Here is a 23198-nt window from a genome sequence, read left to right on the forward strand (position 1 = left end):
TGGATGGCGGTATGAAGGCGATCAGTTACCGCGAGACCGGCGACCCGGAAGTCCTCCGCCTGACCGAGCGACCCGTGCCGGAGCCGGGGCCGGGCGAAGTGCGCGTCCAGGTGAAGGTGTCCGGCGTCAACCCGACCGACTGGAAGAACCGCCGCGGCTCCCGTCCCGGGGAATCCCTGCCGTTCCCCGAGGTGGTGCCGAACCAGGACGGCGCCGGGATCGTGGACGCCGTCGGGCCGGACGTGACCGGGCTCGAGGCCGGGCAGCGGGTCTGGCTGTGGGAGGCCGCGTGGCAGCGCGCCGACGGCACGGCGCAGGAGTACGTCGTGCTGCCCGCCCGGCAGGCCGTGCCGCTGCCGGACTCCGCGTCGTTCGACCTCGGCGCCTCACTCGGCATCCCGGCGCTGACCGCCCACCGCGCGCTGACGGTCGGCGAGAGCGGACCGGACCGGCTGAGCCCCGGCGCGCTCACCGGGCGGTCGGTGCTCGTCGCGGGCGGGGCCGGAGCGGTCGGGCACGCGGCGATCGAGCTGGCGAGGTGGGCCGGAGCGCGGGTGATCACCACCGTCAGCAGCCCCGAAAAGGCGCGGCTGGCCTCCGCGGCCGGGGCCCATCACGTGGTGAACTACCGCACGGAGAACGCGGCCGAAGCGATCCGCGAACTGGTCCCGGACGGCGTCGACCTGGTGGTCGAGGTCGCACCGGGGCCGAACGCGGCGCTGAACCAAGCCGTCCTCGCCCCGAACGGCACCATCGCGGTGTACGCGAACAACGGCGGCGAGGAGCTGACGCTGACCATCCGCCCGCACATGGTGACGAACGCGCGCTACCAGTTCGTGTTGGTGTACACCGTGCCGTCGCAGGCGAAGGACCACGCGGTCGCGGACGTGAGCGCCGCCGTGGCGGACGGGGCGCTCCGCGTCGGCGAGGACGCGGGGCTACCGCTGCACCGCTTCCCACTGGCAAGCACCGCCGACGCCCACGCGGCCGTCGAGAAGGCGGTGGTGGGCAAGGTGCTCATCGACGTCGCCTGATCAGGGTGCGAGCACCACCCGGCCGCGGAACGCGCCCCGTTCGCCCTGTTCGTGCGCACGAGGTTGACCAGTACGTCGACCGGTTCGATCCCCGCTTCCGTGAGCGGGGTCGCGGTGTAGTCCACGACCTCGTGCGCGCGTGGCGCCCGTCCGGACGGCGAACTGGATGGTGTATCCGCCCACACCGCCACCGGCGCCGTTGATCAGGACCCGTTGCCCTGACTGGACTTGGGCGTGTTCGAACAGGGCCTGCCACGCCGTGAGCGCGGCCGAGGGGAGCGCGGCGGCGTCGGTGAGCGGCACGGTCGCCGGTGCGCTGGTCAGCACCTCCGCCGGGGCCACCACGAACAGGAAACCGGCGCGGATGACGCCGTCGACGGGGTTGAACGCGGTGCCCGCGACGCGCACGAGGACTTCTCCCGCACCAGGTCGCGGCCGCTCGACCTCGGCCTCGTGCAGGACGTCCGGACCGTACCAGCTTCGAGTTCGAAGCAAGTAGACTGCGGAGGTGGCCGAACCCCTCGAATCCGGACAACTCGCCGCCTACTTCGCCCTGACGGAGGTCGGCAGCCTGCTCCAGCACGCCGTCGAGGGGCAGCTGCGTGACTCCGGCGGCATTACGTACGTGCAGTTCCAGATCCTGATGCGGCTGTGGGAGGCGAACGGGCCGCTGCGGATGACCGACCTCGCGGACGGGATCGTGTACAGCCGCAGCGGCCTGACCTACCAGGCCGCCCAGCTGGAGAAGGCCGGGCTCGTCACGCGCGCCCCGTCACCCGACGACGAGCGCAGCACGGTCGTGGAGCTCACCGGCGAGGGCAGGGCGCTGGTGGGGCGGGTGCTGCCGGGGCACGTGGAGGTCGTGCGGCAGCTGCTGTTCACCCCGCTCGACGACGGGGACGTGCGCACGCTGGGCGCGGTGCTCGGCCGGGTCCGCGACCACATGCGGGCCGCCCCGCCGCGCTCCGCCCGCAGCCGCCGCAAGCGGAGCTGACCCGATCACCGCCCGTCATGACGTAGCTCTGGACGTCGACACGCCGGCCCGCGGCCACCGTCCCGTCGGCGCCGACCAGTTCACCGGGCCCGGCAACCTCGAAGAACGGGTCCACTGTGGACCCCGGCGGCGGGGTGGGGTCGTCGAACTGGCCCACTTCCCGGTTCACGCCGACGAACCAGGACGTACCGCTGGACAGCGGGCCCTGACGTGGCCTGGCCGGACCGGGTTGCACGCCTCAGACGAGGAACCGGAACACCGGATCGCTGGGTGCGAGCTTCTGGGCGGAGATGGGGGAGGCCGCCAGCCGCGCGAGCAGCGGCGCCAGGTCGGCGGGCGAACCCAGTTCGATGCCGACGAGTGCGGGACCGAACTCGCGGTTGGTGCGCTTGACGTACTCGAACAACGTGATGTCGTCGTCCGGGCCGAGGACCTCGTCGAGGAACCGCCGCAGCGCGCCGGGTTCCTGCGGGAACTCGACCAGGAAGTAGTGCTTCACCCCGCGCGAGACCAGTGCGCGCTCCATCACCTCGGCGTACCGGCTCACGTCGTGGTTGCCGCCCGACACCACGGCGACGACGGTTTCCCCAGGCGCCACAACGCCTCCGGTGCGCAACGCGGCCGGGGCGAGCGCTCCCGCGGGCTCGGCGATCACACCGTCCACATCGAACAGATCGAGCATTTCCTCGCACAGCACACCGGGATCGACCTCACGCAGCTCGACCGGGTGCTCCTCGAGCACCCCGTACGTGTGCGTGCCGACCTTGCGCACCGCCGCGCCGTCGACGAACCCGTCCAGCTCCGCCAGCTCCACCGGACGGCCCGCGGCCACCGCGGCGGCCATGCTCGCCGCGCCCGCGGGCTCGACCCCGATCACGCGCGTCGACGGGTGGTGCTTCGCCAGCCACGCCGTCATCCCCGCGACCAGCCCGCCGCCGCCGACCGGCACGAGCACCACGTCCGGGGCGTGCCCGAGCTGCTCGACGATCTCCCTCGCGACGGTGCCCTGCCCCGCGATGATGTCCGGGTGGTCGAAGGCTGGCACCATCAGCGCCCCGGTCCGCTCGGCCTGCTCGGTCGCGGCGGCGAAGGCGGCGTCGTAGGTGTCACCGCCGACGATGGTCTCGACCCGGTCTCCGCCGAGCAACGCGATCCGTGCCCGTTTCTGCCGGGGTGTGGTGCGGGGCAGGAAGATCTGCGCACGCAGGTCCAGCGCCCGGCACGCGAACGCGACGCCCTGCGCGTGGTTGCCCGCACTGGCGCAGACCACCGTGCGGTCCCGCTGGTCGTCGTCGAGCTGGGCGAGCAGGTTGTAGGCGCCGCGCAGCTTGTACGAGCGGACGACCTGCAGGTCCTCGCGCTTGAGCCACACCCGGGCCCCGGTGGCGGCGGACGCCCGTTCGTGGGGTTGCAGCGGCGTCCGCGCCACGACCCCGTGCAGCCGCTCGTACGCCGCGTCCACCGCTGCGGCCTCGACCCTCATCCCCGCTCCTCACGTCGACCTCCGCCAGGGTAGTGACGGGGGCACGGCGCGCCCGGTGTGGGGATGGCCACGAGCGGGAAGGCGCGTCCGGGGGCACGACGTTGACGGGCCTGTGAGCCACCTGTTCGAGCCTTACCGCGTCCGCGACCTGACCGTGCCCAACCGCGTGTGGGTCTCGCCGATGTGCCAGTACTCGGCGACCGACGGCGTGCCCGGCGACTGGCACCTGGTGCACCTCGGCCAGTTCGCCGCCGGGGGTGCCGGGCTGGTCATGACCGAGGCGACGGCCGTCAGCGCGATCGGCCGCATCAGCCCGCAGGACACCGGCATCTACACCGGCGAGCAGGTCGCCGCGTGGCGCCGCATCACGACGTTCCTGCACGAACAGGGCGCGGTGACCGCCATGCAGCTCGCCCACGCCGGGCGCAAGGGGTCCAGCCGCAGGCCGTGGGAGGGCAGCGGGAGCGTGCCGCCCGGGGAGGGTGGCTGGACCGCCGTCGGCCCGTCCGGGGAGGCGTTCGGGAACTACGCCGCGCCGCGGCCGCTGACGACCGAGGAGGTCGCCCAGCTGCCCGCCGAGTTCGCGGCGGGCGCCCGGCGTGCGCTCGAAGCCGGGTTCGACGTGCTGGAGCTGCACTTCGCGCACGGCTACCTCGTGCACCAGTTCCTGTCACCGCTGTCCAACACGCGCACCGACCGCTACGGCGGCGACTTCGACGGCCGGGTGCGGCTCGCGCTGGAGGTCGCCGAGGCCGTGCGCGCCGAGGTCGGCGAGGCCGTGCCGCTGTTCGCCCGCCTGTCGGCGACCGACTGGGTCGACGGCGGCTGGACGGTCGAGGAGTCGGTGCTGCTGGCGAAGCTGCTGCGGGAACGCGGCGTGGACCTGCTCGACGTCTCGACCGGCGGCAACCACCCGAGCCCGGCCATCCCGGTCGGCCCCGGCTACCAGGTGCCGTTCGCCGACCGGATCCGCGCGGAGGCGGGCATCCCCGCCGCGGCCGTCGGCATGATCACCCAGCCCGCGCAGGCGGAGCAGATCGTGGCGTCCGGCGCGGCCGACGCGGTGTTCCTCGGCCGTGCCCTGCTGCGGGACCCGCACTGGCCGCTGCGTGCGGCGCACGAGCTCGGCGCGGAGGTGCGCTGGCCCGACCAGTACGCCCGCGCGAAGTCCTGGCACTGATCCCGCTCGCCGGGTGCGGCGGATCCACCGCACCCGGCGACCGTGGGCTCAGCTGACGGCGCGCGCCAGCCGCTCACCGATCTCCCGGGTGCCACCGGGGCGTTCCGGGTCGCGGGAGGCGAGGTCCGCGCGGACGGCCGCCTCGATGCGCTGCGCCGCCTGCTGCTCGCCCAGGTGCTCCAGCATCAGTGCGACCGACAGCACCGCCGCCGTGGGGTCGGCCTTGTCCTGCCCAGCGATGTCCGGCGCCGAGCCGTGCACCGGCTCGAACATCGACGGCGTCAGCCGCTCGGGGTTGACGTTCGCGCTCGCGGCGAGGCCGATGCCGCCGCAGATGGCGCCCGCCAGGTCGGTCACGATGTCGCCGAACAGGTTGTCCGTGACGATGACGTCGTAGCGCTCGGGGTGCGTCACCAGGTGGATCATCACCGCGTCGACGTGGTGGTAGTCCACCGTGACGTCGGGGAACTCCGCCGCCACCGCGTCGACCGTGCGCTGCCACAGCCCGCCGGCGTGCTTGAGCACGTTCGTCTTGTGCACCAGCGTCACGCGCTTGCGCTCCCGGCTCTGCGCCCGCGCGAACGCCGCCCGCACCACGCGCTCCACCCCGAACGCGGTGTTGACGCTGACCTCCGTCGCCACCTCGTGCGGCGTGCCGCGGCGCAGCACGCCGCCGTTACCGGTGTAGGGCCCTTCGGTCCCTTCCCGGTACACCACGAAATCGATTTCCTGGTCCCCGCTCAGCGGCGTCCGCACGCCGGGGTACAGCTTGGCCGGGCGGAGGTTGACGTAGTGGTCGAGCTCGAACCGCAGGCGCAGCAACAGATCGCGCTCCAGCACGCCCGGCGGCACGGACGGGTCGCCGATCGCGCCGAGCAGGATCGCGTCGTGGCCGCGGATCTCGTGCAGCACCGAATCGGGCAGGATCTCGCCCGTCCGCCGGTACCGCGCGGCGCCCAGGTCGTATTCGACCTTCTCCACACCGGGCAGGACGGCGTCCAGCACGCGCAGCGCCTCCGCCGTCACCTCGACACCGATACCGTCGCCGGGAATCACACCGAGTTTCATGGCGCCACCCTAGGTTCCCCTTCCCATGATGCGATACAGGGGTCTCAGATCCCGGACTTGATCACCTCGAGCGCGCGGTTCCGCTCCTCAGGGGACTCGGGCACCGACAGGATCAGATCAGTTGTGCCCGCGTCCCGGTACTGCCGAATTCCCCGCAGTACCACCGATTCGTCCCCTACGAGCAGCGAATCGGCGGGGCCGGACAGCCCGCCGCGGTCGAGCATCGCGCGGTAGGCGGGCAGTTCCCCCGCCATTCCGAACTTCCGCGCGACGCGCTCCCGCACGGCGTCGGGGTCCGACGTGACCGACACCATCGCCATCACGAGCACGCGCGCGCCGTCGCCGAGCCTCGGCACGAAGTGGCTTTCGACCGTTTCCGGCCGGGTCCACGCCGCGATCGTGCCGTCGGCGAGGTCTCGCGCCACTTCGAGCATCCGCGGGCCCATCGCGGCCAGCAGCACCGAAGGCGGCTTCGCCCGCACCGTGATCTGCGTGTCCACGGTGAAGAACTCGCCCGAGAACCGCACGTGCTCACCGCGCAGCAGCGGGTGCAGCACCTCCAGGTACTCGCGGGTGTGCCGGGCCGGCGCGACGTAGGGCAGGCCGAGCCAGCCCGTGGTCACCAGCTCGTGCCCCGGTCCGACGCCGAGCGTGAGCCTGCCGCCGGTGAGCTCCTGCACGGTCAGCGCCTGCGTCGCGAGCATGACCGGGTGGTGGGGGTAGGTGGGCACGACGGCGGTGCCGACCTCCGAACCGCCGGGCAACGCGGGCAGCACGGTCAGCGGGTCCCAGCCGCCCGGCTGGGGGTTCGTCCAGAGGCTGTCGGTGCCGAGTTCGAGTGCCGCCGCGGCGTCGGCGCGCAGCTGCTCGGCGGAGACGTCGCCGGACGCGATGAGGTGGGTTCCGATGCGCATGCCGCCAGTGCACTACCGGCCGGAGGTGCCGAGCCAGACCGGAAGTCCCCGGGCAGCGATCAGCTATCGTGATCGTCGCAGGCAGGGGAGGTCGGAGATGGAACTGCGGGCCCTGCGGTACTTCGTGACGGTCGCCGAGGAGCTGCACTTCGGGCGCGCGGCGGAGCGGTTGCACATCGTCCAGCCCGCGGTCAGCCAGCAGGTCGCGCGGCTGGAGCGGGAGCTGGGGGTGCGGCTGCTGAACCGGTCGTCCCGCACGGTGCGGCTCACCGACGCCGGGGAGCGCGTGCTCGAAGCCGCGCGTGAGGCGCTGCTCGCGGTCGAACGGGTGCGTGGCGCGGCGGTGGCCTCGAAGACCCTGCGGATCGGCACCGCGCCCGGGCTCGGCGCGCGGCTCGAACGCGGCGTCGAGGCCCTGCGGGCGTACCGGCCGGAGCTCGACGTGGTCCTGGTCGACCTGCCGGTCGCCGAGCGGGTCCAGGCGCTGCGCCGGGGGGAGCTGGACCTCGCGCTGTCCCGGGGAATGTTGTGCGGCCACGGAATCCGCGTGATCCCCGCGTGGTCTGAACCATTGCGAGTGGTGGTGTCCGCGCGGCATCCCCTGGCCGGGCGGGAAGCCGTGTCATTGGCCGACTTCGCCGGGTTCGCGCTCCGTCTTCCGCCCCGGCAGGCGGATCCCGCGTTGCACGAAGCGGTCGTCGAGGCGTTGCGCGACGGCGGTTTCTCGCCACGGGTGGGCCGTCCGGCCGGTACGGTGCAGGACATGCTGGTGGAGGTCGGCCTGGATCCCGGCAGCTGGGCGCTGCTGCCGGACGACCAGCTCGCGGGCGTTGTGTCGGACCGGATCAGGGTGCTCTCGCCCGAGCCGCCACTGGCCGTCACCGGCAGCATCCTCGCGCGTGACGACGACCTCACCGAATCGTGCGGCGAGACGGTCGCCGCCGCGTTCCGCTGACGTCCGGTGTGGACGGGAACGTGAAGGAGTTTTGTCGACATGGTGGGAAATTGCCGCCCAGGTGAGTGAAAACGGCGACGATTGTCCTTCCCGGGACGCGTGCTCCTGCGCGGCGGCAGCGGGAAAACCGCAGTTTCCCGCACCCGTTACCGCGTTGCGGTGAACGCGTTGCGCTGGCTGGAGCAATCACCCGGTCGCGGAGCGCATTCGTTGGCACTGCGCAGTTTTGGAGGTTTGGTCCAACATCGAACCGGGTATCGCTGAGGGCGTCCCCATCGGAAACAGGACCGGAATCGGCCGGGGCGGAAAGCTCCGGCCGGTCCTCCTCCAGAAAGAGTGACCCATGATCGTTCTCGGTGTCATCCTGCTCATCGTCGGTCTGCTGACCGGGATCTCCATCCTCTGGACGATCGGCATCGTCCTCCTGGTCATCGGTGCGGTGCTCGCCATCCTCGGCGGCACGGGCCGCAAGGTCGGTGGCCGCGCGCACTGGTTCTGAGCCGCGGTGTGAAGGTGCCGGTCCCCGGGGGCAGGGGGCCGGCACCTTCGCGTGCGCGGGGGCGGCCACAGTGGACGGTCGCACAAGACTGGCCGAAAGGTGGAGGCGCGACGGCCGCGCCTTCGCCAGAATCGAGGCATGAGCGCGAAGGCGTGGTGGCCGCAGTGGGCAGGCCGGCGAGGGCCGGTGCTGGCCGAGGTCGCCGCGCTCGTCGCGTTCGTCGTGGTGGACGCCGTGTTCGCCGTGCGTGCCGCGCCGGCCACGGGGCCGCTCGCCGTGCCGGCGGGCGAGTTCGTGCCGGGGCTCGGGCCGGCGGCGGGCGTGCTGGCGGTGCTGCGGAGGCGGTTCCCCGGGCGCATCGCGTCGCTGACCGCGGGCGTGCTGGGGTTGTCCGTGCTCGGCACGGCGCTGAGCGCGGCGGCGACGGCGGCGGGGCAGGGCCTGTCCCCGCAGCCGGACACGGCCGAGACGCTGGCGGTGGTCCTGCTCGTGGGGGCGTGCTGCCACCGCCTGCCGCCGCGGTGGGCGGCCGCCTTCGCCGTGGCCGGCGGCCTGGTGGTGACGCTCGCGCCGGTGTTCCGGTTCGGGCTGCGGTCGACGGCGGCGCTGCTGGCGGTGCCCGCGGCGCTGGCGTGGGGGGCGGCGCTGGCGACCGGGCTCGTGCTGCGGGACGCGGACGCGCGGCGCCGCGGGGCGATCGGCGAGGTGCGGGCGGGGGAGCGGCTGCGGCTGGCCCGCGAGCTGCACGACCTCGTGGCGTTCCACATCACCGGCGTCGTCGTGCGGGTGCAGGCGGCCCGTCGCGTCGCGGAGCGGCAGGGGCAGGACGCGGCGGCGCTGGCGCAGGTCGAGGAGGCGGGCGTGGAGGCGCTCGCGGCGATGCGCAGGCTGGTCGGCATGCTGCGCACGGAGGAGGCTGAGCTGTTCCGCCCGCCGGAGACGGTGCTGGCGGCGATCGACCAGGCCGTGCCCGGTGACGGCACGGTGGCGCTGCGTGTCGACGAGGACGTGGGGCACGTCTCGGCCACGCCGGAGGTCGTGACCACCGCGCACCGGCTGCTCACCGAGGCCCTCACCAACGTCCGCCGCCACGCGCCGGGGGCGACCGAGGTAACGGTGACGGCCGAGGCCGAGGGGAACTGGCTGGTGCTGCGGGTGGACAACGACGGAGTCAAGGGGGCAACGAGGAGGGCCGGAGGGTACGGGTTGGTCGGAATGACCGAACGGGTTGCTGCGGTCGGCGGTACCGTGCAGGCGGGCGTGGCGGAAGGCCATCGCTGGCAGGTCGCGGCGCGGCTCCCGGTGCGTGTCGCGGCGGGGTGAGGTCGGAGGTGGGGGTTTGCCCCTGCGGGTACTGATCGCCGACGATCAGGCGATGGTCCGGACCGGTTTCCGGCTCATCGTGGAGGGCGAGCCCGACCTGCAGGTGGTCGGCGAAGCGGCCGACGGCAGGCAGGCCGTGCAGCTGGCCCGGCGGTTGCGGCCGGACGTGGTGCTGATGGACATCGCCATGCCGGGGATCGACGGCCTCCAGGCCACGCGCCTGCTCGCCGGTCCCGAGGTGCCCGACCCGCTGCACGTCGTGATGGTGACGACGTTCGGTCTGGACGAGAACGTGCACGCGGCGCTGCGTGCCGGCGCGGTCGGGTTCCTGCTGAAGGACGCCGGCCCCGCACTTCTGATCGAGGCCATCCACGCCGCCGCCCACGGCGAGTCACTCGTCTCGCCGTCGATCACCACGCGGCTGCTGGCGCACTTCAGCGAGCCCGCGCCCCCGGAGCACCGCAAGCCGGAAACCCCGCTGACGCAACGGGAACTGGACGTCGTCAAAGCCGTCGCCCGAGGCAAGACGAACGCCGAAATCTGCGATGCACTGGTGGTCTCCCTGTCGACGGTCAAAACCCACCTCGCCGCGGCCCAGCGCAAGCTACGAGCCCGCAACCGCACGGAAATCGCGATCTGGGCCTGGGAAACACATCTGGTGCGGTAGGCGGATTTCCTTGTGGGGGTTGGGTTTTTGTGGGGTGTCGGGGGCCGGTGTTGATGCCGGTTCGTCGTCTCCCTGGTCGGCCGCTTCGCTGCGCCTCGCCTAGCCTCGTGAGGCTGCCGGGATCGGCGGAGCCCAGGGATGCCTCGCTGGCTCGGCCGGGCCTCGTGAGATTTGCCGGGATCGGCGGAGCCCAGGGGCGCCTCGCTCGCTCGGCCGGGCCTTCCGCGGATCGGACAGCCCCACCTCACCGGCCAGCTTCGCCTGCACGACCGCGTGACTTCGCCGAGCTTCACGTCCCGATCCACCGCCCAGCCACACCTGCTCCACCCAGCCTCCCGAGAAGCAACCTGGCCGAGCAAACCGCTGCCGCTCGACCAAGCCCGCTACCCGAGTCACCCGCCGGTCGGCCCAGCCAGGCCTGCTCCACCCAGCCTCCCGAGCGGCAATCTCGCCGTGCAAACCGCTGCCGCTCGACCAAGCCCGCTACCCGAGTCACCCGCCGATCCGCCCCGCCAGGCCTGCTCCACCCAGCCTCCCGAGCGGCAACCTCGCCGAGCAAACCGCTGCCACTCAACCAAGCCCGCTACCCGAGTCACCCGCCGGTCGGCCCAGCCAGGCCTGCTCCACCCAGCCTCCCGAGCGGCAACCTCGCCGAGCAAACCGCTGCCACTCAAGCAATCCCGCTACCCGAGCCACCCGCCGATTCACCGCTCAGCCAGGCCGATCCCCAGCCGACCAGCCCACCCTGCCGAGCCACCACACCTCGCTGAGCCGACAGCCCCACCCAAAACGCTCCCAGCCACCCACCCCACCCTCCAAAACCCCTACTTCACCCGAACCACGACCGTCCCCGCCACGAGATCCCCCAGCCGCTGTCGTCGGGGGGTGACCAGCATCAGCACGATGCCGACCAGCCCCCACGCGAAACCGTCCACCATGAGCAGGAACTCGCGCGTCAGGTAGGCCCGCAGCCTCGGCGGCTCACCGGTCACCGTCTCGATCCGCAGCCCCAGCAGGCGCATCACCGGGGTCTGGCCGCCGTGCCGCAGCGGCCACCACGTGTTCAGCAGCCACAGCGCCACCTCGGCCAGCGCCCAGTAGCCCGCGAACACCCCGATCAAGAAACCCTTCGTCGCGGGGCCGATCGGCGTGAACCCGAAGATCCCGAACACCGCGGGCACGAACAGGGCGAACAGCACAAGCCCACGGTCCAGGACGGCCTGCACGAACCGCAGCCCGACGACACCGACCGGAACACGAGGAGCCGTCACGACGGGACACCCGGCGGAACACGGGCAGCCGTCCCGACGGCAGCGCCGGGCGGCACACAGGGAGCCACCCTGGAGGTGGCGCGGGGCAGGACGCGGGAAGCCGTCATGATCCGGCACCGGTCGGTGCGCACGGGGCCGTTCCGATGGGACATCGGGCGGTACACGGCAAGCGGTTCCGGGGAACGCGGGGCCCGCCCCGATGGGGGCGCCGAGCAAGACGCAGGCCAATAGCCGGACAGCCGTCCCGATGGCGGCATCGGGCAACACGCGCGGCCTCTCTCGGTGGCGACAACCGCCGGAACCCGGCCACCCGCCGCAACGGCACCACCGTCGGGAACCCGGCCACCCGCCGCAACGGCACCACCGTCGGGAACCCGACCGCCCGCCGCAACGGCACCACCGCCCGGAACCCGGCAACCGGCCGCAACGGCACCACCGCCCGGAACCCGGCCGCCCGCCGCAACGGCACCACCGCCCGGAACCCGGCCACCCGCCGCAACGGCACCATCCGCCGAAACCGGACCACCCGCCGCAACGGCACCACCGCCCGGAACCCGACCACCCGCCGCAACGGCACCACCGCCCAGACCCCAACCACCGGCCCCAACGGCACCACCCGCCCCAACGGCACCACCCGCCGACACCCGGCCAACCGCCTCGATGACAACACCACGTGGAACGCAGGCAACCGTCATGATGCGGGAGATTCTGCCGATCCCACCCGCCACCCACCAAGCCGGGACCGCGAATCTCGTTCGGACGGCCGAGGCCGCGGCACCGAGTTCGTCCTCGCGGCCGACTTCTCCGTGGCGCCCCCACTCCCAGACTGGTCGCTGCCACTTCGGGAGGAAGGAAATCGGTGCGCAGCTCGAAAATACTCGGACCGGGTGTGCTCGCGGTGAGCCTCGCGCTCGTCGTGAACGCGACACCCGCGCTCGCGGACACAACGGAAGATCCCTATCTGCACCAGCAAGTTACGTGGGGCCCATGCCTGTTCGAACCCACCGACGGCGCGAAACCGGCCGAATGCGCCCAGATCACCGTGCCCCGTGACTGGGCGAGACCGGGCACCGGCGCGGACCTCCACGTCACCATCAGCCGGGTCCGCGCCACCGGCACCGCGGACCAGCGGCGCGGCGTCATCCTGCTCAACCCCGGCGGCCCCGGCGGTCAGGGCAGCCCGCTGGCCGGGGAGATCGCCGGGCTGCAACCCGCGCTCAACCAGGCCTACGACCTCATCGGCATGGACCCGCGCGGCACCGGCGAGGCCGGCGGCACCACCCCCGAGCAGAAGGGCTTCCGCTGCGCCATCCCGGAGGACCAGCTGCCGCCGGAGGACGCGCTGCTCGACGCCCGCGACCGCTCCCGCGACAGCATCCGCCTCCACCAGCAGACCGCCAAGGCCGTCGCGCAGGCCTGCCAGGCCGACCCGATCGCGCCCTACATCACGACCTGGCAGACGGCCCACGACATGGACCTCATCCGGGCCCTGCTGGGCGAGCAGAAGCTGAACTACCTCGGCTACTCCTACGGCACCTGGCTCGGCGCGAAGTACGCGTCGCTGTTCCCCGCACACGCCGGGAAAATGGTGCTGGACTCCAGCATGAACTGGCAGGGCAGGCTCCAGGCCGGCTTCGAGGCGTTCCCGGTGATCGACCAGCGCCAGTTCGACGACGTCTACCTGCCGTGGGTCGCCCGCCAGTTCCCCGAGCAGGTCGGGAGCACCGCGGCGGAGGCGAAGCAGACGTGGGAACAGGTTCGCGCGTACTACGCGACACAGGGCATGGCGCCGGACAACTACGACGGGATCTTCGTCGGCAACGGCAGCGAGATCCAATGGCTGCTGTCGGCAATCGTGTTCGTCGTCGGCGCTCAGGCCCTGCACGGCCAGCCGCAGGGCCTCACCTCGGTCCCGGCCGCCCTGCGCGCCCAGCTGGACGCGCGTTCCCAGGCGGCGTTCGACGTGCCCGCCGCTCAGCTGACCGCGGCGCGGGTCGTCGCGAAAGGACTGGGCACGGTTTCGACGAACGGCACCAGGATCGCCGTCGCGTGCGGGGACCAGGCGAACCACTCCGCTGCGTGGTACAAGGCGTTGTCGGACGCGCAGGGCCCCCGGTACCCGCTGTTCGGCTGGGCCTACGGCCTGACCGAGCCGTGCGGGTTCTGGCGCGGCCTGCCGGAGCACCCGCTGCCCACGCTGCCGCGTGAAGTCGCGCCGGACGTGCTGGTCGTGCAGGGCGAGTTCGACCCCCAGACCGGCTACGAGCAGGCCGCTTCGGCGGTGCGGGCGGCGCCCGGGGTGACGATGGTGTCCGTCGACGACTCGCCCTTCCACGGTCAGTACGCGGTCAGCGGGAACCCGTGCGTGGACGGGATGGTCAACGTGTTCCTGCTGAACAACTCCCGCCCCGGCAACAGCACCTGCCCTGGCGTCCCGCTGCTGGGCGAGGACGAGGTGTACCCGGTGGCGGGCCCGGTCCGGTCCGGGCCGCACGCCGCGACGGCCGCGGCCGGAGTGCTCAGCACGCTGCAGCAGGCGGTCCAGGAGCTGATCAGCAGCGTCAACGCCGGACGCTGAGGCGAGGAGGACCCGGTGGCCGCCCGGTGCGGTCACCGGGTCCCGTCGTGAACCGGAAGCGGCCGCACGTCGTGTAGCAGTGCGACACCGGCCGCCACGGAAGGATCCGCGTTGTGTCCCTGCTGACGCGCACGCCCGAGCCCACCACGGAACCGTCCACGGCGCGCCGGGTGACCAGAGTCGTGCTCACGGTGCTGGCCTGCCTGCTCGTGTTGTTCGCGCTGATCGTGCCGGACCGGCTGGACCGGTTCTCGCTGTGGGCGTTCCTGCGCCTCCCCGGCGAGGCGATCGCGGGCGTGGCGCTCGTGCTGGTGCTGCCCCCGCGGGCCCGCCGCGTCGTCGCGGCCGTGCTCGGCGCCGGGCTCGGCCTCGTGCTGCTGGTGAAGCTGCTCAACCTCGGCTTCTTCGTGGCGTTCGACCGGCCGTTCAACCTCGTCTTCGACTGGGGTTTCCTGCCGCCCGCGCTCGAACTGGCCACCGGCGACGCCGGGCGGCTCGGGGAACTGGCCGCATTCGCCGGGGTGGGGCTGCTCGCGGCCGCGGTGGTGGCGTTGATGGCGCTCGCGGCCGTGCGGCTGGGCCGCATCACCGCCGGGCACCGCCGCACGGCGGGCCGGACCGCGGCGGTACTCGGACTGGTGTGGATCGTGTGCGCGGTGTTCGGGCTGCAGGTGGAGCAGGGCGAGCCGGTCGCGGCCCGCACCGCGGCTTCCCTGGCGTACCACGACGTGCGGCAGGTGAGCGTGGATCTGAAGGACCGGCACGCGTTCGCGCAGGAGGTGGCCGCGGACGCCTTCCGCGGCACGCCGCCGCAGCAGCTGCTGACCGGCCTGCGCGGGAAGGACGTGCTGTTCACCTTCGTGGAGAGCTACGGCCGGGTCGCGGTGCAGGACTCCGACATCGCCCCGGGTGTCAACGCCGTCCTCGATGCCGGGACCGACGCGCTGCGGGCGGCCGGGTTCGACTCGCGCAGCGCCTTCCTCACCTCCTCGACCACCGGCGGCGGCAGCTGGCTCGCGCACGCGACCCTGCAGTCCGGCACCTGGGTGAACAACCAGCAGCGGTACGACAACCTCGTCGACGGCGACCGGCTGACCCTGGCGTCCGCGTTCGGCCGCGCGGGGTGGCGCACGGTGGCCGACGTGCCGTCGAACATCCGCGACTGGACCGAGGCGAAGTTCTACGGCTACCAACAGGTCTACGACGCGCGCAACGTCGGCTACCGCGGCCCCGCCTTCTCCTACGCGACGATGCCCGACGAGTACACGATGGAGAAGTTCCAGCAGCTGGAGCTGGCGAAACCGGACCACCCGCCGCTGATGGCCGAGATCGACCTCGTGTCCAGCCACTGGCCGTGGGCGCCGCTGCCGAGGACGGTCGGCTGGCCCGCGGTGGGCGATGGTTCGGTGTACGGGCCGATGCCGTCGCAGGGCAAGCAGATCGCGGACGTGTGGTCGTCGCCGGAGAACGTGCGCGCCGCTTACGGGGATTCGATCCAGTACTCGCTGAACACGCTGATTTTGTGGGTCCGCACCTACGGCGACGACAACCTGGTGCTGGTCTTCCTCGGTGACCACCAGCCCAACACGTCGGTCACCGGCAGCGAGCAGGCCAGCCGGGACGTGCCGATCACGATCGTCGCGAAGGACCCCGCCGTGCTGAACCGGATCTCGGACTGGGGCTGGCAGCCGGGGCTGCGCCCGGACCGCACAGCCCCGGTCTGGCCGATGAGCGCCTTCCGCGACCGGTTCCTCTCCGCGTTCGGTGACCGGCTAGCCGCGCACTGAGTCCACATAGGACATCAGGGCGCGTAGCCGGTCGGCGGGCCAGGGGAGCGGCGCGGCCAGTTCGTCGCCGTGGTCCTGCCACAGCTGCCGCGCCGCGGTCTTGGTCTGCTCGGTTTCGTGGAACGGCGCCGCCAGCTCGTCCCACTGGCGCACCAGGTCGCGCACGTGCGGATCGTCGGCCGGGGTGCCCGCCTCGACGTGCCCCAGCAGCTCGCCGACCAGTTCCGCCCAGCGGGATTTGGCCTCTTCGATCCGCTCCGGGCCCAGCTCCGCCCTGCGGCGGGCGAGTTGTTCGCGCTGTGCCTCGGTGAAGTGGCTTTCGAACATCGACAGAACCTCCAGGAATCGTCCGGCGTCGAAGGGCGCGTCGTCGAGGCGGTCGAGCAGCCCGGCGACGTGCCCGGTGAGGTGGCGCAGGCGCTCGGCCTGCTCTTCCAGCGCACGCAGCTGGGCGGTCAGCAGGGGGCGCAGTGCCGACGCGTCGTCGGGCGCTGCGGCCAGCGCGGCCGCGATCTCCTCCAGCGACAGGCCGAGGGAGCGCAGTGTCCGCACCCGGTACAGCCGCCGCACGTCCTCGCGGGTGTACCGCCGGTGACCGGCCGCCGTGCGCTCACTCGCCGTCACCAGCCCGATCTCGTCGTAGTGGTGCAACGTCCGCACCGTCACCCCGGCGGCTCGCGCCAGCTCACCGACCGTCCAGCTGTTTTCGTGCACAGGGCGACGCTAGAACCTCCCGTCGCGTGAGGAGCAAGCGTTGAGGTTATGACAGTTGTCATATACGCTGCCGCTCGTGCGGATCGGATTTCTCGGGCTCGGCCTGATGGGCGAGCCGATGGCGCTCAACCTGGCCGCGGCGGACGTGCCGCTCGTGGTGTGGAACCGCACGCCCGCGAAGGCGGAGGTGCTGCGGGCGGCGGGTGCCGAGGTGGCGAGCACCCCGGCCGGCGTGTTCGAGCGCGCGGACGTCGTGCTCGTGATGCTCGCCGACGACACGGTGATGGACGCTGTGCTGGAGCGCGGCACTCCCGCCTTCGGCACGTACGTCGCGGGGCACACGATCGTCCACATGGGAACGACGTCGCCCGCGTACTCGCGCGGGTTGGAGGCGGATGTGCTGGCCGCCGGAGGCCGTTACGTCGAAGCTCCCGTTTCCGGTTCACGCAAACCCGCGCAGGACGGGGAACTCGTTGCCATGCTGGCGGGTGAGGACGACGTGGTCGAGGCGGTACGCCCGCTGCTGGCCCCGATGTGCCGGGAAACCGTGCTGTGTGGCGCCGTGCCCGGTGCGCTGCTGACGAAACTGGCGGTGAACCTGTTCCTGATCACCATGGTCACCGGGCTCGCCGAGTCGCTGCACTTCGCGCGGCAGCACGGTCTCGACCTGGACCGGGTGCTGGCGGTGCTCGAAGCCGGGCCGATGGCGAGCGCCGTTTCGCGGCTCAAGGGCCGCAAGCTTGCGGGTGAGGATTTCTCGCCGCAGGCGTCGATCGCGAACGTGCTGGAGAACAACCGGCTCATCGCCGAGGCCGCCCGCGAGTCAGGGGTGGCCGCGCCGCTGCTGGACGTCTGCCACGAGCTGTACCGGGAGGCGCTGGAGCTGGGCCACGACCGCGACGACATGGCGGCCGTGGTGCGGGCGATCGAGGCGCGGACGGGCGAGCGCGCCGGAATTGTCGGTGGTCACCGTTAGCCTGCGGGCATGTTGGATCATCTCGGTGTTCAGGCGGCCGACGTCGAAAAGTCGCTCGCGTTCTACGTCCGTGTCTTCGCGCCCATCGGCATGCGGGAGGCCGTGCGCATCCCCGCCGGGGACGTGACGGTGGTGGGCCTCGCGGCCGGCGAAAGCCCGCCGGAGTTCTGGCTCAGCTCGGCCGGCCGCGAGGAGGCGCGCGAACTGCACGTCGCCTTCCGCGCGCCCGACCGCGCCGCCGTGGACGCGGTGCACGAGGCCGCGCTCGCGGAGGGGGTGGAGGTGCTGCACGCGCCCCGCGAGTGGCCCGAGTACCACCCGGGGTACTACGCCGTGTTCCTCCGTGACCCGGACGGGCACAACGTGGAGGCCGTGCACCACGGGTAGTTCACTCCCCGACGGTGATTTCCACCTGGTCGGGGTAGAAGGCGACGTGCGAGGCGATCGCTTCGACGGCGGGGTACGGCTGTTCGTACGTCCACACCGCGTCGGTGAGCTCCTCGGTTTCGCCGGTGTCCGGCCGTGTCACCACGAGGCTGTAGTAGCTCGCGTCGCCCTTGTACGGGCAGTACGTCTGCTTCGTGCTCGGGCGCAGCACGGCCGGATCGACGTCGGAAAGGGGGATGTAGCGCACCGCGGGGTACACCGACTCCTTCAGTGTCAGTGCGGCCGTGGTGTCGGCGATGACCCGCCCGCCCGCGCGCACGACGACGCGTGCGGGTTCGGGCTCCACCGTGATCGGGTGCAGCTTGCCCGGAGTCTTGTGCGGACGGTTCATCGGTTACCCCTTCAGCGGACGGTGCGGATGAAGATGTGTGCGGCCATCTGAACTCCTCGTGACGGGACAGCGGGACAGCGCTCACGATGCCCGTTTTCGTCCCGTCCGGGATCAGTCTTGTGGTTCATCGGGCATCGGCCATCCGGCCGGTCTTGCCGCGTGGTTTCAGCCCGTCCAGGAACAGCCGCAGGTACAACCGGATGTGCTGCTCGTCCGCGACGGGACGCAGCGCGTACGCGGTGCCGACCAGCAGCCGCCGGATGTCGTCGGCGCTCACCCCGGCCCGCACCGCGCCTGCGGCCCGTGCCCGGGACAGCACCTGCCGCACGGCGGCGGCGAGCTGCGCCGCGAGTGGGGAAGCCTCGCCGCACGCAGACTGCTCGGCGCCCGCGAGCACGGCGGCCACGCCCGGGTCGGCCAGCTGCCCGCGCAGCACGTACTCGGTGATCCGTTCGAACCCCGCGACCGGGTCGGGGTTTTCGGCGGCGGTGCGGCAGGCCGCGACGAGGCGGCGCATCCCGTTGACGCCCAGGGCTTCCAGCAGTGCCTGCTGGGTGGGGAAGTGGCGGTACACCGTGCCGACGCCGACACCCGCGAGGCGCGCCAGCTCCTTCATCGGCGGTGTTTCCCCGGTGGCCCGGAGCTGTTCGCGCGCCGCAGCCAGCACGAGGTCCCGGTTGCGGGCGGCGTCAGCACGCAGAGGCGAAGTCACACCGGGAAGTCTACCAATGCGGAATAGGTTCCAATCGGAACAAGTTCCGGTTGGCATGACTCCTTCCAGCAGCGAGCACACCATCGAAGTGGCGGGCCGGATCCGCACCTACACACTCGCCGGCCCGGCCGAGCCGCGCGCGCTCGTCCTCCTCTTCCACGGGTCGAACCAGACGGGTGCGGCGATGCGGCCGCACTTCGACCCGCTCATCGCGAGGGGCGCGCGCGTCGCGTCGCTCGACGGCTACCGCCGCAACTGGAACGACGCCCGCTCCGCCACGAACTTCCCCGCGCGGCGTGAGGGTTACGACGACGTGGCGTTCGCCGAAGCCGTGCTCGACGCGCACGGCACGGACCTGCCGGTGTTCGTGGTGGGGTACTCCGCCGGTGGCCAGCTCGTGATCCGCCTGCTGCACGAGATCCCCGGGCGGCTCGCGGGTGCGGCGATCTTTTCGGCGACCCAGCCCGTGCCGGAGGAGTTCGCGCCGGCGAAGAACTCCACCGTGCCGCGGCCGGTGCTCCTCGTGCACGGGACGAAGGACCGGCTCGTGCCCTACCACGGCGGAACGGCGAGCCTGTGGGGCTTCCGCCCACGTGGCCGCGGGCTGTCCGCACCCGAAACCGCCCGCTACTACGCCGAACGCAACGGGATCAGCGCCGCACCGAAGACTTCCGGTGACGGCCCGGTCGTGCGCACCGACTACCGCGAGGACGGCAAACCGCCGGTCACGCTGTACACGGTGGAAGGTGGCGGGCACGTGATCCCCGGTCCGGTGAAGATGGCCAGGGTCCTCGGCCGCGGCACGCGCGACCTCGTGGCGGCCGACGCTGTGGCGGAGTTCTTCGGAATTCCCCAGCCGGTCTGAGCGTGTCCTGGCGGGGGCAGCGCCGGGGTGCGTGTCAGACTCCCCGGCGATGCACACGCCCTCGGACCTCGCCGACCTGCTCGAATGCGAGCACCGCAGCATCCTCAAACAGGCCTTCGCCGCCGGGCTGCCCGGCGCGCCACGGCCGGAGTCCGGCGGTGACCAGCTCGCGGTGAAACACGGGCAGGCACACGAACAGGCCACGCTCGCGCGGTTCCGCGAGGAGCACCCGGCGCTCGTCGAGATCGACTTCCGGGACCGCGCGAAGGCTGTCGCGGCGACAGCGGATGCCCTGCGCGCCGGGGCGCCCGTCATCTACCAGGCCGTGTTCGACGACGGCGAGTTCACCGGCCGCGCGGATTTCCTCGTGCGTGACGCGCAAGGCCGCTACGAGGTGCACGACACCAAGCTCGCCCGGCACGCCCGGCCCGCCGCCGTGCTGCAGGTCGCCGCGTACGCCGACGCGTTGCGCCGGGAGGGCTGGCCCGCGGGACCGGACATGCACCTGCTGCTGGGTGACGGCGGCACCGCCACCCTGCACGTCGACGACTTCCTGCCGCTGCTGCACCGCCTGCGCGCCAAGCTGATCGGCCGTCCCGCACGCCTGCCGGAGAAGCTGTGGGCGGACGAGCGGCCCGCCTGCACGGGGTGCGCCTTCGCGCGCCACTGCGCGGAAGGCCGGGAAGCCGACCGGGATCTCGCGCTCGTCGCCGGGATCCGGTCGGACCAGCGGCGCAAGCTCGCCGCCGCCGGGCTCGGCACGATCGACCGCCTGGCGACCGCCGACGCCGAGGAACGGCCGCGCGACATGTCCGTGCGCACGTTCTCGGCCCTGCGGGCGCAGGCGGCGATCCAGGTGCGGCAGGACGTCACGGGCAAGATCAGCTACGAGGTCGTCGACCCGGCGGCGCTGGCCGAACTGCCACCGCCGCGCCCGGGTGACGTGTTCTTCGACATGGAGGGCGATCCGTACGCGCTGGGCGGTACCGGGCTGGAGTACCTGTTCGGCGCCGTCACCCCGGACGGCGGGTTCACGCCGTTCTGGGCGCATTCGCGGGCGGAGGAGAAGCGGGCGTTCGAACGGTTCGTGGACTTCGCGACCGAGCGGCTGGCCGCCGACCCGGAGGCCCACATCTACCACTACGCCCCCTACGAGACGACGGCGCTCAAACGCCTGGCCGCACTGCACGGCACGCGCGAGGAAGCCGTCGACGAGCTGCTGCGCCGGGGCGCGCTCGTCGACCTCTACGCCGTGGTGCGCAAGTCCTTGCGCGTCTCGCAGCGGTCCTACTCCATCAAGTACCTCGAACCGCTGTACATGCCGCAGGCGCGGGACGGGGACGTGAAGACGGCCGCGTCGAGCATCGAGGCGTACGAGGAGTACCTCACGCTCACCCGGCTCGGGGAGGACGATCACGCGGCGGAGGTACTGCGGGGTATCTCCGACTACAACTCCTACGACTGCGTCTCGACCTTGCGCCTGTTCGAGTTCCTGCACCGGGTCCGCGAGGAAGCGGGCATCGAACCACCACCGCGGCCCGAGGAGTCCGAAATGGACACTCTGCTGCGGGACACCACCGAGCAGCTCGACGCCGAGCGCCGGGCCGAGCGCGCCGCCCACCTCGCCGGCCTGGTCGACGCGCTGACCGGGTCCGGCGACGAGGCGGCGGCGTTGCTCGCGGCGTGCGTCGGCTACCACCGGCGGGAGACCAACCCCGCGTGGTGGGAGTTCTTCCGCCAGCTCGCCGCGCCGCTCGCCGAGCTCGAAGCCGACCAGACGTGTGCGGTGCCGGTGTCGGTGCACGCGGGGGAGTGGGTGCCGCCGTCGGGCCGCCAGCGCAAGGCGAAGCGCACGCTCGTCCTCGCGTGCGATCCCGACCGGCCCCACCCCTTCGCGCCCGGCGACCAGGTCCGGTTGCGTTACGGCGCCGAGGCGCGGGACGCGCGGGTGGTGGACGCGACGGCCGAAGAGCTGACGCTGGAGGAGAGCTGCCAGGTCGGCGAGACCACGGACGAGCGGCCGGTGGCGGTGCTGCCGGGCAGCCCGGTGCGCCCCACGCCGAAGGACGAGGCGGTCGCCGAGCTCGCGCAGTTCGTCGTCGACCGGCTGCCGGACCTGCCCGCGCACCCCGGGATCGACCTGCTGCGCCGGATCCCGCCCCGGCTGCGGGGCGGCGGACCGCTGCCCGAGCCGGGCGACGACCTGGTGCGCACCGTCATCGAAGCCGTGGACGCGCTCGACGGTTCGGCGCTCGCCGTGCAGGGCCCGCCGGGCGCGGGCAAGACCTACCTCGCCGGGCGGCTCATCGCGCACCTCGTCCGGTCCGGCCGGACCGTCGCGGTGACGTCGAACAGCCACAAGGCGGTGGAAAACGTGCTGGCGGCGGCGAAGGCGACCGCGCCGGAGCTGCCGTGCGCGAAGCGGCCGCGCAAGCCCGGTGACGAACAGCCGTGGGACCAGCCGAAGACCAACGACGCGCTCGTGCGGTGGCGCGCCGAGCACGAGGACGGGCACCTCGTCGGCGGCACGGCGTGGACGTTCGCGAACGCGGCGGTGCGCGCCGAGCCGTTCGACGTGCTGATCGTCGACGAGGCGGGCCAGTTCGCGCTCGCCGACGCGCTGGCCGTGTCCACCGCGGCACGCAACCTCGTGCTGCTGGGCGATCCGCAGCAGCTGCCGCAGGTCGTGCAGGGCACGCACCCGGCGGGCGCGGAGGCGTCCGCACTGGGGCACCTGCTCGGCGACGCCGACGTGATCCCGCCCGGGCTGGGTTACTTCCTCGACCAGACCCGGCGGATGCACCCGGACGTGTGTGCACCGGTGTCGCGGCTGTCCTACGCGGGACGGCTGCACGCGCACCCGTCCACGGCCGAGCGCGGCATCGACGGCGTGGCGTCCGGGCTGCACCTGCTGGAGGTGGACCACCGCGGCAACACCACGCGCTCGGTCGAGGAGGCCGCGGCGGTGGTGGACCTGGTGTCGGCGCTGCACGGTCGCAAGTGGACGGACCACGACGGCGTGCGCCCGCTGGACGACGAGGACATCCTGGTCGTCGCGCCGTACAACATGCAGGTGCGCGTGGTGGCGCGGGCGCTGGAGCGGGCGGGGCACCCGGGCGTGCGGGTGGGCACGGTGGACCGCTTCCAGGGGCAGGAGGCGCCGGTGGTGATCGCGACGATGACGTCGTCGTCGGCGGTGGACCTCCCGCGGGGACTGGATTTCCTGCTCTCGCGCAACCGGCTGAACGTCGCGTTGTCCCGGGCGCAGGCGGTGGCGGTGCTGGTGTGCTCGCCGCACCTGGTGGAGGCCGACATCCGGACCGTCGACCAGATGCGGCTCGTCTCGGGGATGATCGGCCTGATGGACGGCGCGCGGCGCTGGGAGTGGTGACCCTGGCGC

Annotated in this window: 21 protein-coding genes; 13 read left to right on the forward strand and 8 right to left on the reverse strand. The window is 72.5% G+C overall.

The window, feature by feature from the left end:
- Positions 1-11 precede the first annotated feature (11 nt).
- A complete protein-coding gene (locus BMZ92_RS10665) occupies positions 12-1034 on the forward strand; it encodes an NADPH:quinone reductase (RefSeq protein ID WP_091505755.1) in 1023 nt (340 codons plus the stop codon).
- Here the strand turns inward: BMZ92_RS10665 and BMZ92_RS10670 are convergent, their stop codons facing one another.
- Complete coding sequence (locus BMZ92_RS10670) at positions 1035-1529, reverse strand: MDR/zinc-dependent alcohol dehydrogenase-like family protein (protein ID WP_143249842.1); 495 nt, start codon at positions 1527-1529, stop codon at positions 1035-1037.
- Positions 1530-1542: 13 nt separating this feature from the next.
- Between BMZ92_RS10670 and BMZ92_RS10675 the strand changes: the two genes are divergently transcribed.
- The gene (locus tag BMZ92_RS10675) at positions 1543-2028 is read left to right on the forward strand and encodes a MarR family winged helix-turn-helix transcriptional regulator (protein ID WP_091505758.1); all 486 of its coding nucleotides are present in this window, start codon (positions 1543-1545) and stop codon (positions 2026-2028) included.
- A gap of 238 nt (positions 2029-2266) precedes the next feature.
- Here the strand turns inward: BMZ92_RS10675 and ilvA are convergent, their stop codons facing one another.
- Positions 2267-3511, reverse strand: a complete 1245-nt coding sequence (ilvA, locus tag BMZ92_RS10680; protein ID WP_091505760.1) for a threonine ammonia-lyase IlvA — start codon at positions 3509-3511, stop codon at positions 2267-2269.
- A gap of 112 nt (positions 3512-3623) precedes the next feature.
- Between ilvA and BMZ92_RS10685 the strand changes: the two genes are divergently transcribed.
- Positions 3624-4691: an NADH:flavin oxidoreductase/NADH oxidase gene (locus tag BMZ92_RS10685; RefSeq protein WP_091505761.1), complete on the forward strand. Its 1068-nt coding sequence runs from the start codon at positions 3624-3626 to the stop codon at positions 4689-4691.
- 48 nt (positions 4692-4739) lie between these two features.
- On the opposite strand, the gene BMZ92_RS10690 is transcribed toward BMZ92_RS10685, so the two are convergent.
- Positions 4740-5759, reverse strand: a complete 1020-nt coding sequence (locus tag BMZ92_RS10690) for a 3-isopropylmalate dehydrogenase (protein WP_091505762.1) — start codon at positions 5757-5759, stop codon at positions 4740-4742.
- 44 nt (positions 5760-5803) lie between these two features.
- Positions 5804-6673: a TIGR03564 family F420-dependent LLM class oxidoreductase gene (locus BMZ92_RS10695; protein ID WP_091505764.1), complete on the reverse strand. Its 870-nt coding sequence runs from the start codon at positions 6671-6673 to the stop codon at positions 5804-5806.
- A gap of 97 nt (positions 6674-6770) precedes the next feature.
- On the opposite strand from BMZ92_RS10695, the gene BMZ92_RS10700 reads away from it, so the two are divergent.
- The 4 genes from BMZ92_RS10700 to BMZ92_RS10715 all read left to right on the forward strand — a co-directional run bounded on the left by BMZ92_RS10700 (position 6771) and on the right by BMZ92_RS10715 (position 10117).
- Positions 6771-7628 (forward strand): LysR family transcriptional regulator, encoded by an 858-nt coding sequence (locus BMZ92_RS10700; protein ID WP_091505766.1) that lies wholly within the window; start codon positions 6771-6773, stop codon positions 7626-7628.
- 343 nt (positions 7629-7971) lie between these two features.
- The gene (locus BMZ92_RS37330) at positions 7972-8127 is read left to right on the forward strand and encodes a hypothetical protein (protein ID WP_091505768.1); all 156 of its coding nucleotides are present in this window, start codon (positions 7972-7974) and stop codon (positions 8125-8127) included.
- Between the two features lie 138 nt (positions 8128-8265).
- Positions 8266-9450: a sensor histidine kinase gene (locus BMZ92_RS10710; RefSeq protein ID WP_091505769.1), complete on the forward strand. Its 1185-nt coding sequence runs from the start codon at positions 8266-8268 to the stop codon at positions 9448-9450.
- 16 nt (positions 9451-9466) lie between these two features.
- Positions 9467-10117 (forward strand): response regulator, encoded by a 651-nt coding sequence (locus BMZ92_RS10715; RefSeq protein WP_091505771.1) that lies wholly within the window; start codon positions 9467-9469, stop codon positions 10115-10117.
- 824 nt (positions 10118-10941) lie between these two features.
- Here BMZ92_RS10715 and BMZ92_RS37335 read toward each other — a convergent pair.
- Positions 10942-11388 carry an RDD family protein gene (locus tag BMZ92_RS37335; protein ID WP_177228638.1) on the reverse strand — a complete coding sequence of 149 codons (447 nt, stop codon included), beginning with the start codon at positions 11386-11388 and terminating at the stop codon, positions 10942-10944.
- An 859-nt stretch (positions 11389-12247) separates the two neighbouring features.
- On the opposite strand from BMZ92_RS37335, the gene BMZ92_RS10725 reads away from it, so the two are divergent.
- Together BMZ92_RS10725 and BMZ92_RS10730 are read left to right on the forward strand one after the other, a co-directional pair.
- Positions 12248-13966, forward strand: coding sequence for an alpha/beta hydrolase (locus tag BMZ92_RS10725; RefSeq protein WP_245782993.1), 1719 nt, complete (start codon positions 12248-12250; stop codon positions 13964-13966).
- A gap of 113 nt (positions 13967-14079) precedes the next feature.
- Positions 14080-15753 (forward strand): alkaline phosphatase family protein, encoded by a 1674-nt coding sequence (locus BMZ92_RS10730; RefSeq protein ID WP_245782994.1) that lies wholly within the window; start codon positions 14080-14082, stop codon positions 15751-15753.
- Here BMZ92_RS10730 and BMZ92_RS10735 read toward each other — a convergent pair.
- Positions 15739-16467 (reverse strand): MerR family transcriptional regulator, encoded by a 729-nt coding sequence (locus BMZ92_RS10735; RefSeq protein ID WP_091505774.1) that lies wholly within the window; start codon positions 16465-16467, stop codon positions 15739-15741. The genes BMZ92_RS10730 and BMZ92_RS10735 overlap by 15 nt on opposite strands.
- A gap of 76 nt (positions 16468-16543) precedes the next feature.
- On the opposite strand from BMZ92_RS10735, the gene BMZ92_RS10740 reads away from it, so the two are divergent.
- Together BMZ92_RS10740 and BMZ92_RS10745 are read left to right on the forward strand one after the other, a co-directional pair.
- Positions 16544-17443: an NAD(P)-dependent oxidoreductase gene (locus tag BMZ92_RS10740; protein WP_091505775.1), complete on the forward strand. Its 900-nt coding sequence runs from the start codon at positions 16544-16546 to the stop codon at positions 17441-17443.
- A 9-nt stretch (positions 17444-17452) separates the two neighbouring features.
- On the forward strand, positions 17453-17830 hold the full coding sequence (locus BMZ92_RS10745; protein ID WP_091505777.1) for a VOC family protein: 378 nt from the start codon (positions 17453-17455) through the stop codon (positions 17828-17830).
- A 1-nt stretch (position 17831) separates the two neighbouring features.
- Here the strand turns inward: BMZ92_RS10745 and BMZ92_RS10750 are convergent, their stop codons facing one another.
- Entirely contained in the window at positions 17832-18221 is a 390-nt protein-coding gene (locus BMZ92_RS10750) for a DUF427 domain-containing protein (protein WP_091505778.1), read from the reverse strand.
- 124 nt (positions 18222-18345) lie between these two features.
- Positions 18346-18933, reverse strand: coding sequence for a TetR/AcrR family transcriptional regulator (locus BMZ92_RS10755; protein WP_177228639.1), 588 nt, complete (start codon positions 18931-18933; stop codon positions 18346-18348).
- Between the two features lie 55 nt (positions 18934-18988).
- On the opposite strand from BMZ92_RS10755, the gene BMZ92_RS10760 reads away from it, so the two are divergent.
- Together BMZ92_RS10760 and BMZ92_RS10765 are read left to right on the forward strand one after the other, a co-directional pair.
- A complete protein-coding gene (locus BMZ92_RS10760) occupies positions 18989-19798 on the forward strand; it encodes a CE1 family esterase (RefSeq protein ID WP_091505782.1) in 810 nt (269 codons plus the stop codon).
- 49 nt (positions 19799-19847) lie between these two features.
- A complete protein-coding gene (locus tag BMZ92_RS10765; RefSeq protein WP_091505784.1) occupies positions 19848-23189 on the forward strand; it encodes a TM0106 family RecB-like putative nuclease in 3342 nt (1113 codons plus the stop codon).
- Positions 23190-23198: the final 9 nt, after the last annotated feature.

Source organism: Amycolatopsis sacchari, from assembly GCF_900114035.1.
Lineage (GTDB): Bacteria > Actinomycetota > Actinomycetes > Mycobacteriales > Pseudonocardiaceae > Amycolatopsis_E > Amycolatopsis_E sacchari.

What these genes read in the sequence shown, in the direction of transcription:
- BMZ92_RS10665 (WP_091505755.1), top strand. Translation starts at nt 12, where the DNA reads ATGAAGGCGATCAGTTACCGCGAGACCGGCGACCCGGAAGTCCTCCGC.
- ilvA (WP_091505760.1), bottom strand. Translation starts at nt 3,511, where the DNA reads ATGAGGGTCGAGGCCGCAGCGGTGGACGCGGCGTACGAGCGGCTGCAC.
- BMZ92_RS10690 (WP_091505762.1), bottom strand. Translation starts at nt 5,759, where the DNA reads ATGAAACTCGGTGTGATTCCCGGCGACGGTATCGGTGTCGAGGTGACG.
- BMZ92_RS10695 (WP_091505764.1), bottom strand. Translation starts at nt 6,673, where the DNA reads ATGCGCATCGGAACCCACCTCATCGCGTCCGGCGACGTCTCCGCCGAG.
- BMZ92_RS10700 (WP_091505766.1), top strand. Translation starts at nt 6,771, where the DNA reads ATGGAACTGCGGGCCCTGCGGTACTTCGTGACGGTCGCCGAGGAGCTG.
- BMZ92_RS37330 (WP_091505768.1), top strand. Translation starts at nt 7,972, where the DNA reads ATGATCGTTCTCGGTGTCATCCTGCTCATCGTCGGTCTGCTGACCGGG.
- BMZ92_RS10710 (WP_091505769.1), top strand. Translation starts at nt 8,266, where the DNA reads ATGAGCGCGAAGGCGTGGTGGCCGCAGTGGGCAGGCCGGCGAGGGCCG.
- BMZ92_RS10745 (WP_091505777.1), top strand. Translation starts at nt 17,453, where the DNA reads ATGTTGGATCATCTCGGTGTTCAGGCGGCCGACGTCGAAAAGTCGCTC.
- BMZ92_RS10750 (WP_091505778.1), bottom strand. Translation starts at nt 18,221, where the DNA reads ATGAACCGTCCGCACAAGACTCCGGGCAAGCTGCACCCGATCACGGTG.
- BMZ92_RS10760 (WP_091505782.1), top strand. Translation starts at nt 18,989, where the DNA reads ATGACTCCTTCCAGCAGCGAGCACACCATCGAAGTGGCGGGCCGGATC.
- BMZ92_RS10765 (WP_091505784.1), top strand. Translation starts at nt 19,848, where the DNA reads ATGCACACGCCCTCGGACCTCGCCGACCTGCTCGAATGCGAGCACCGC.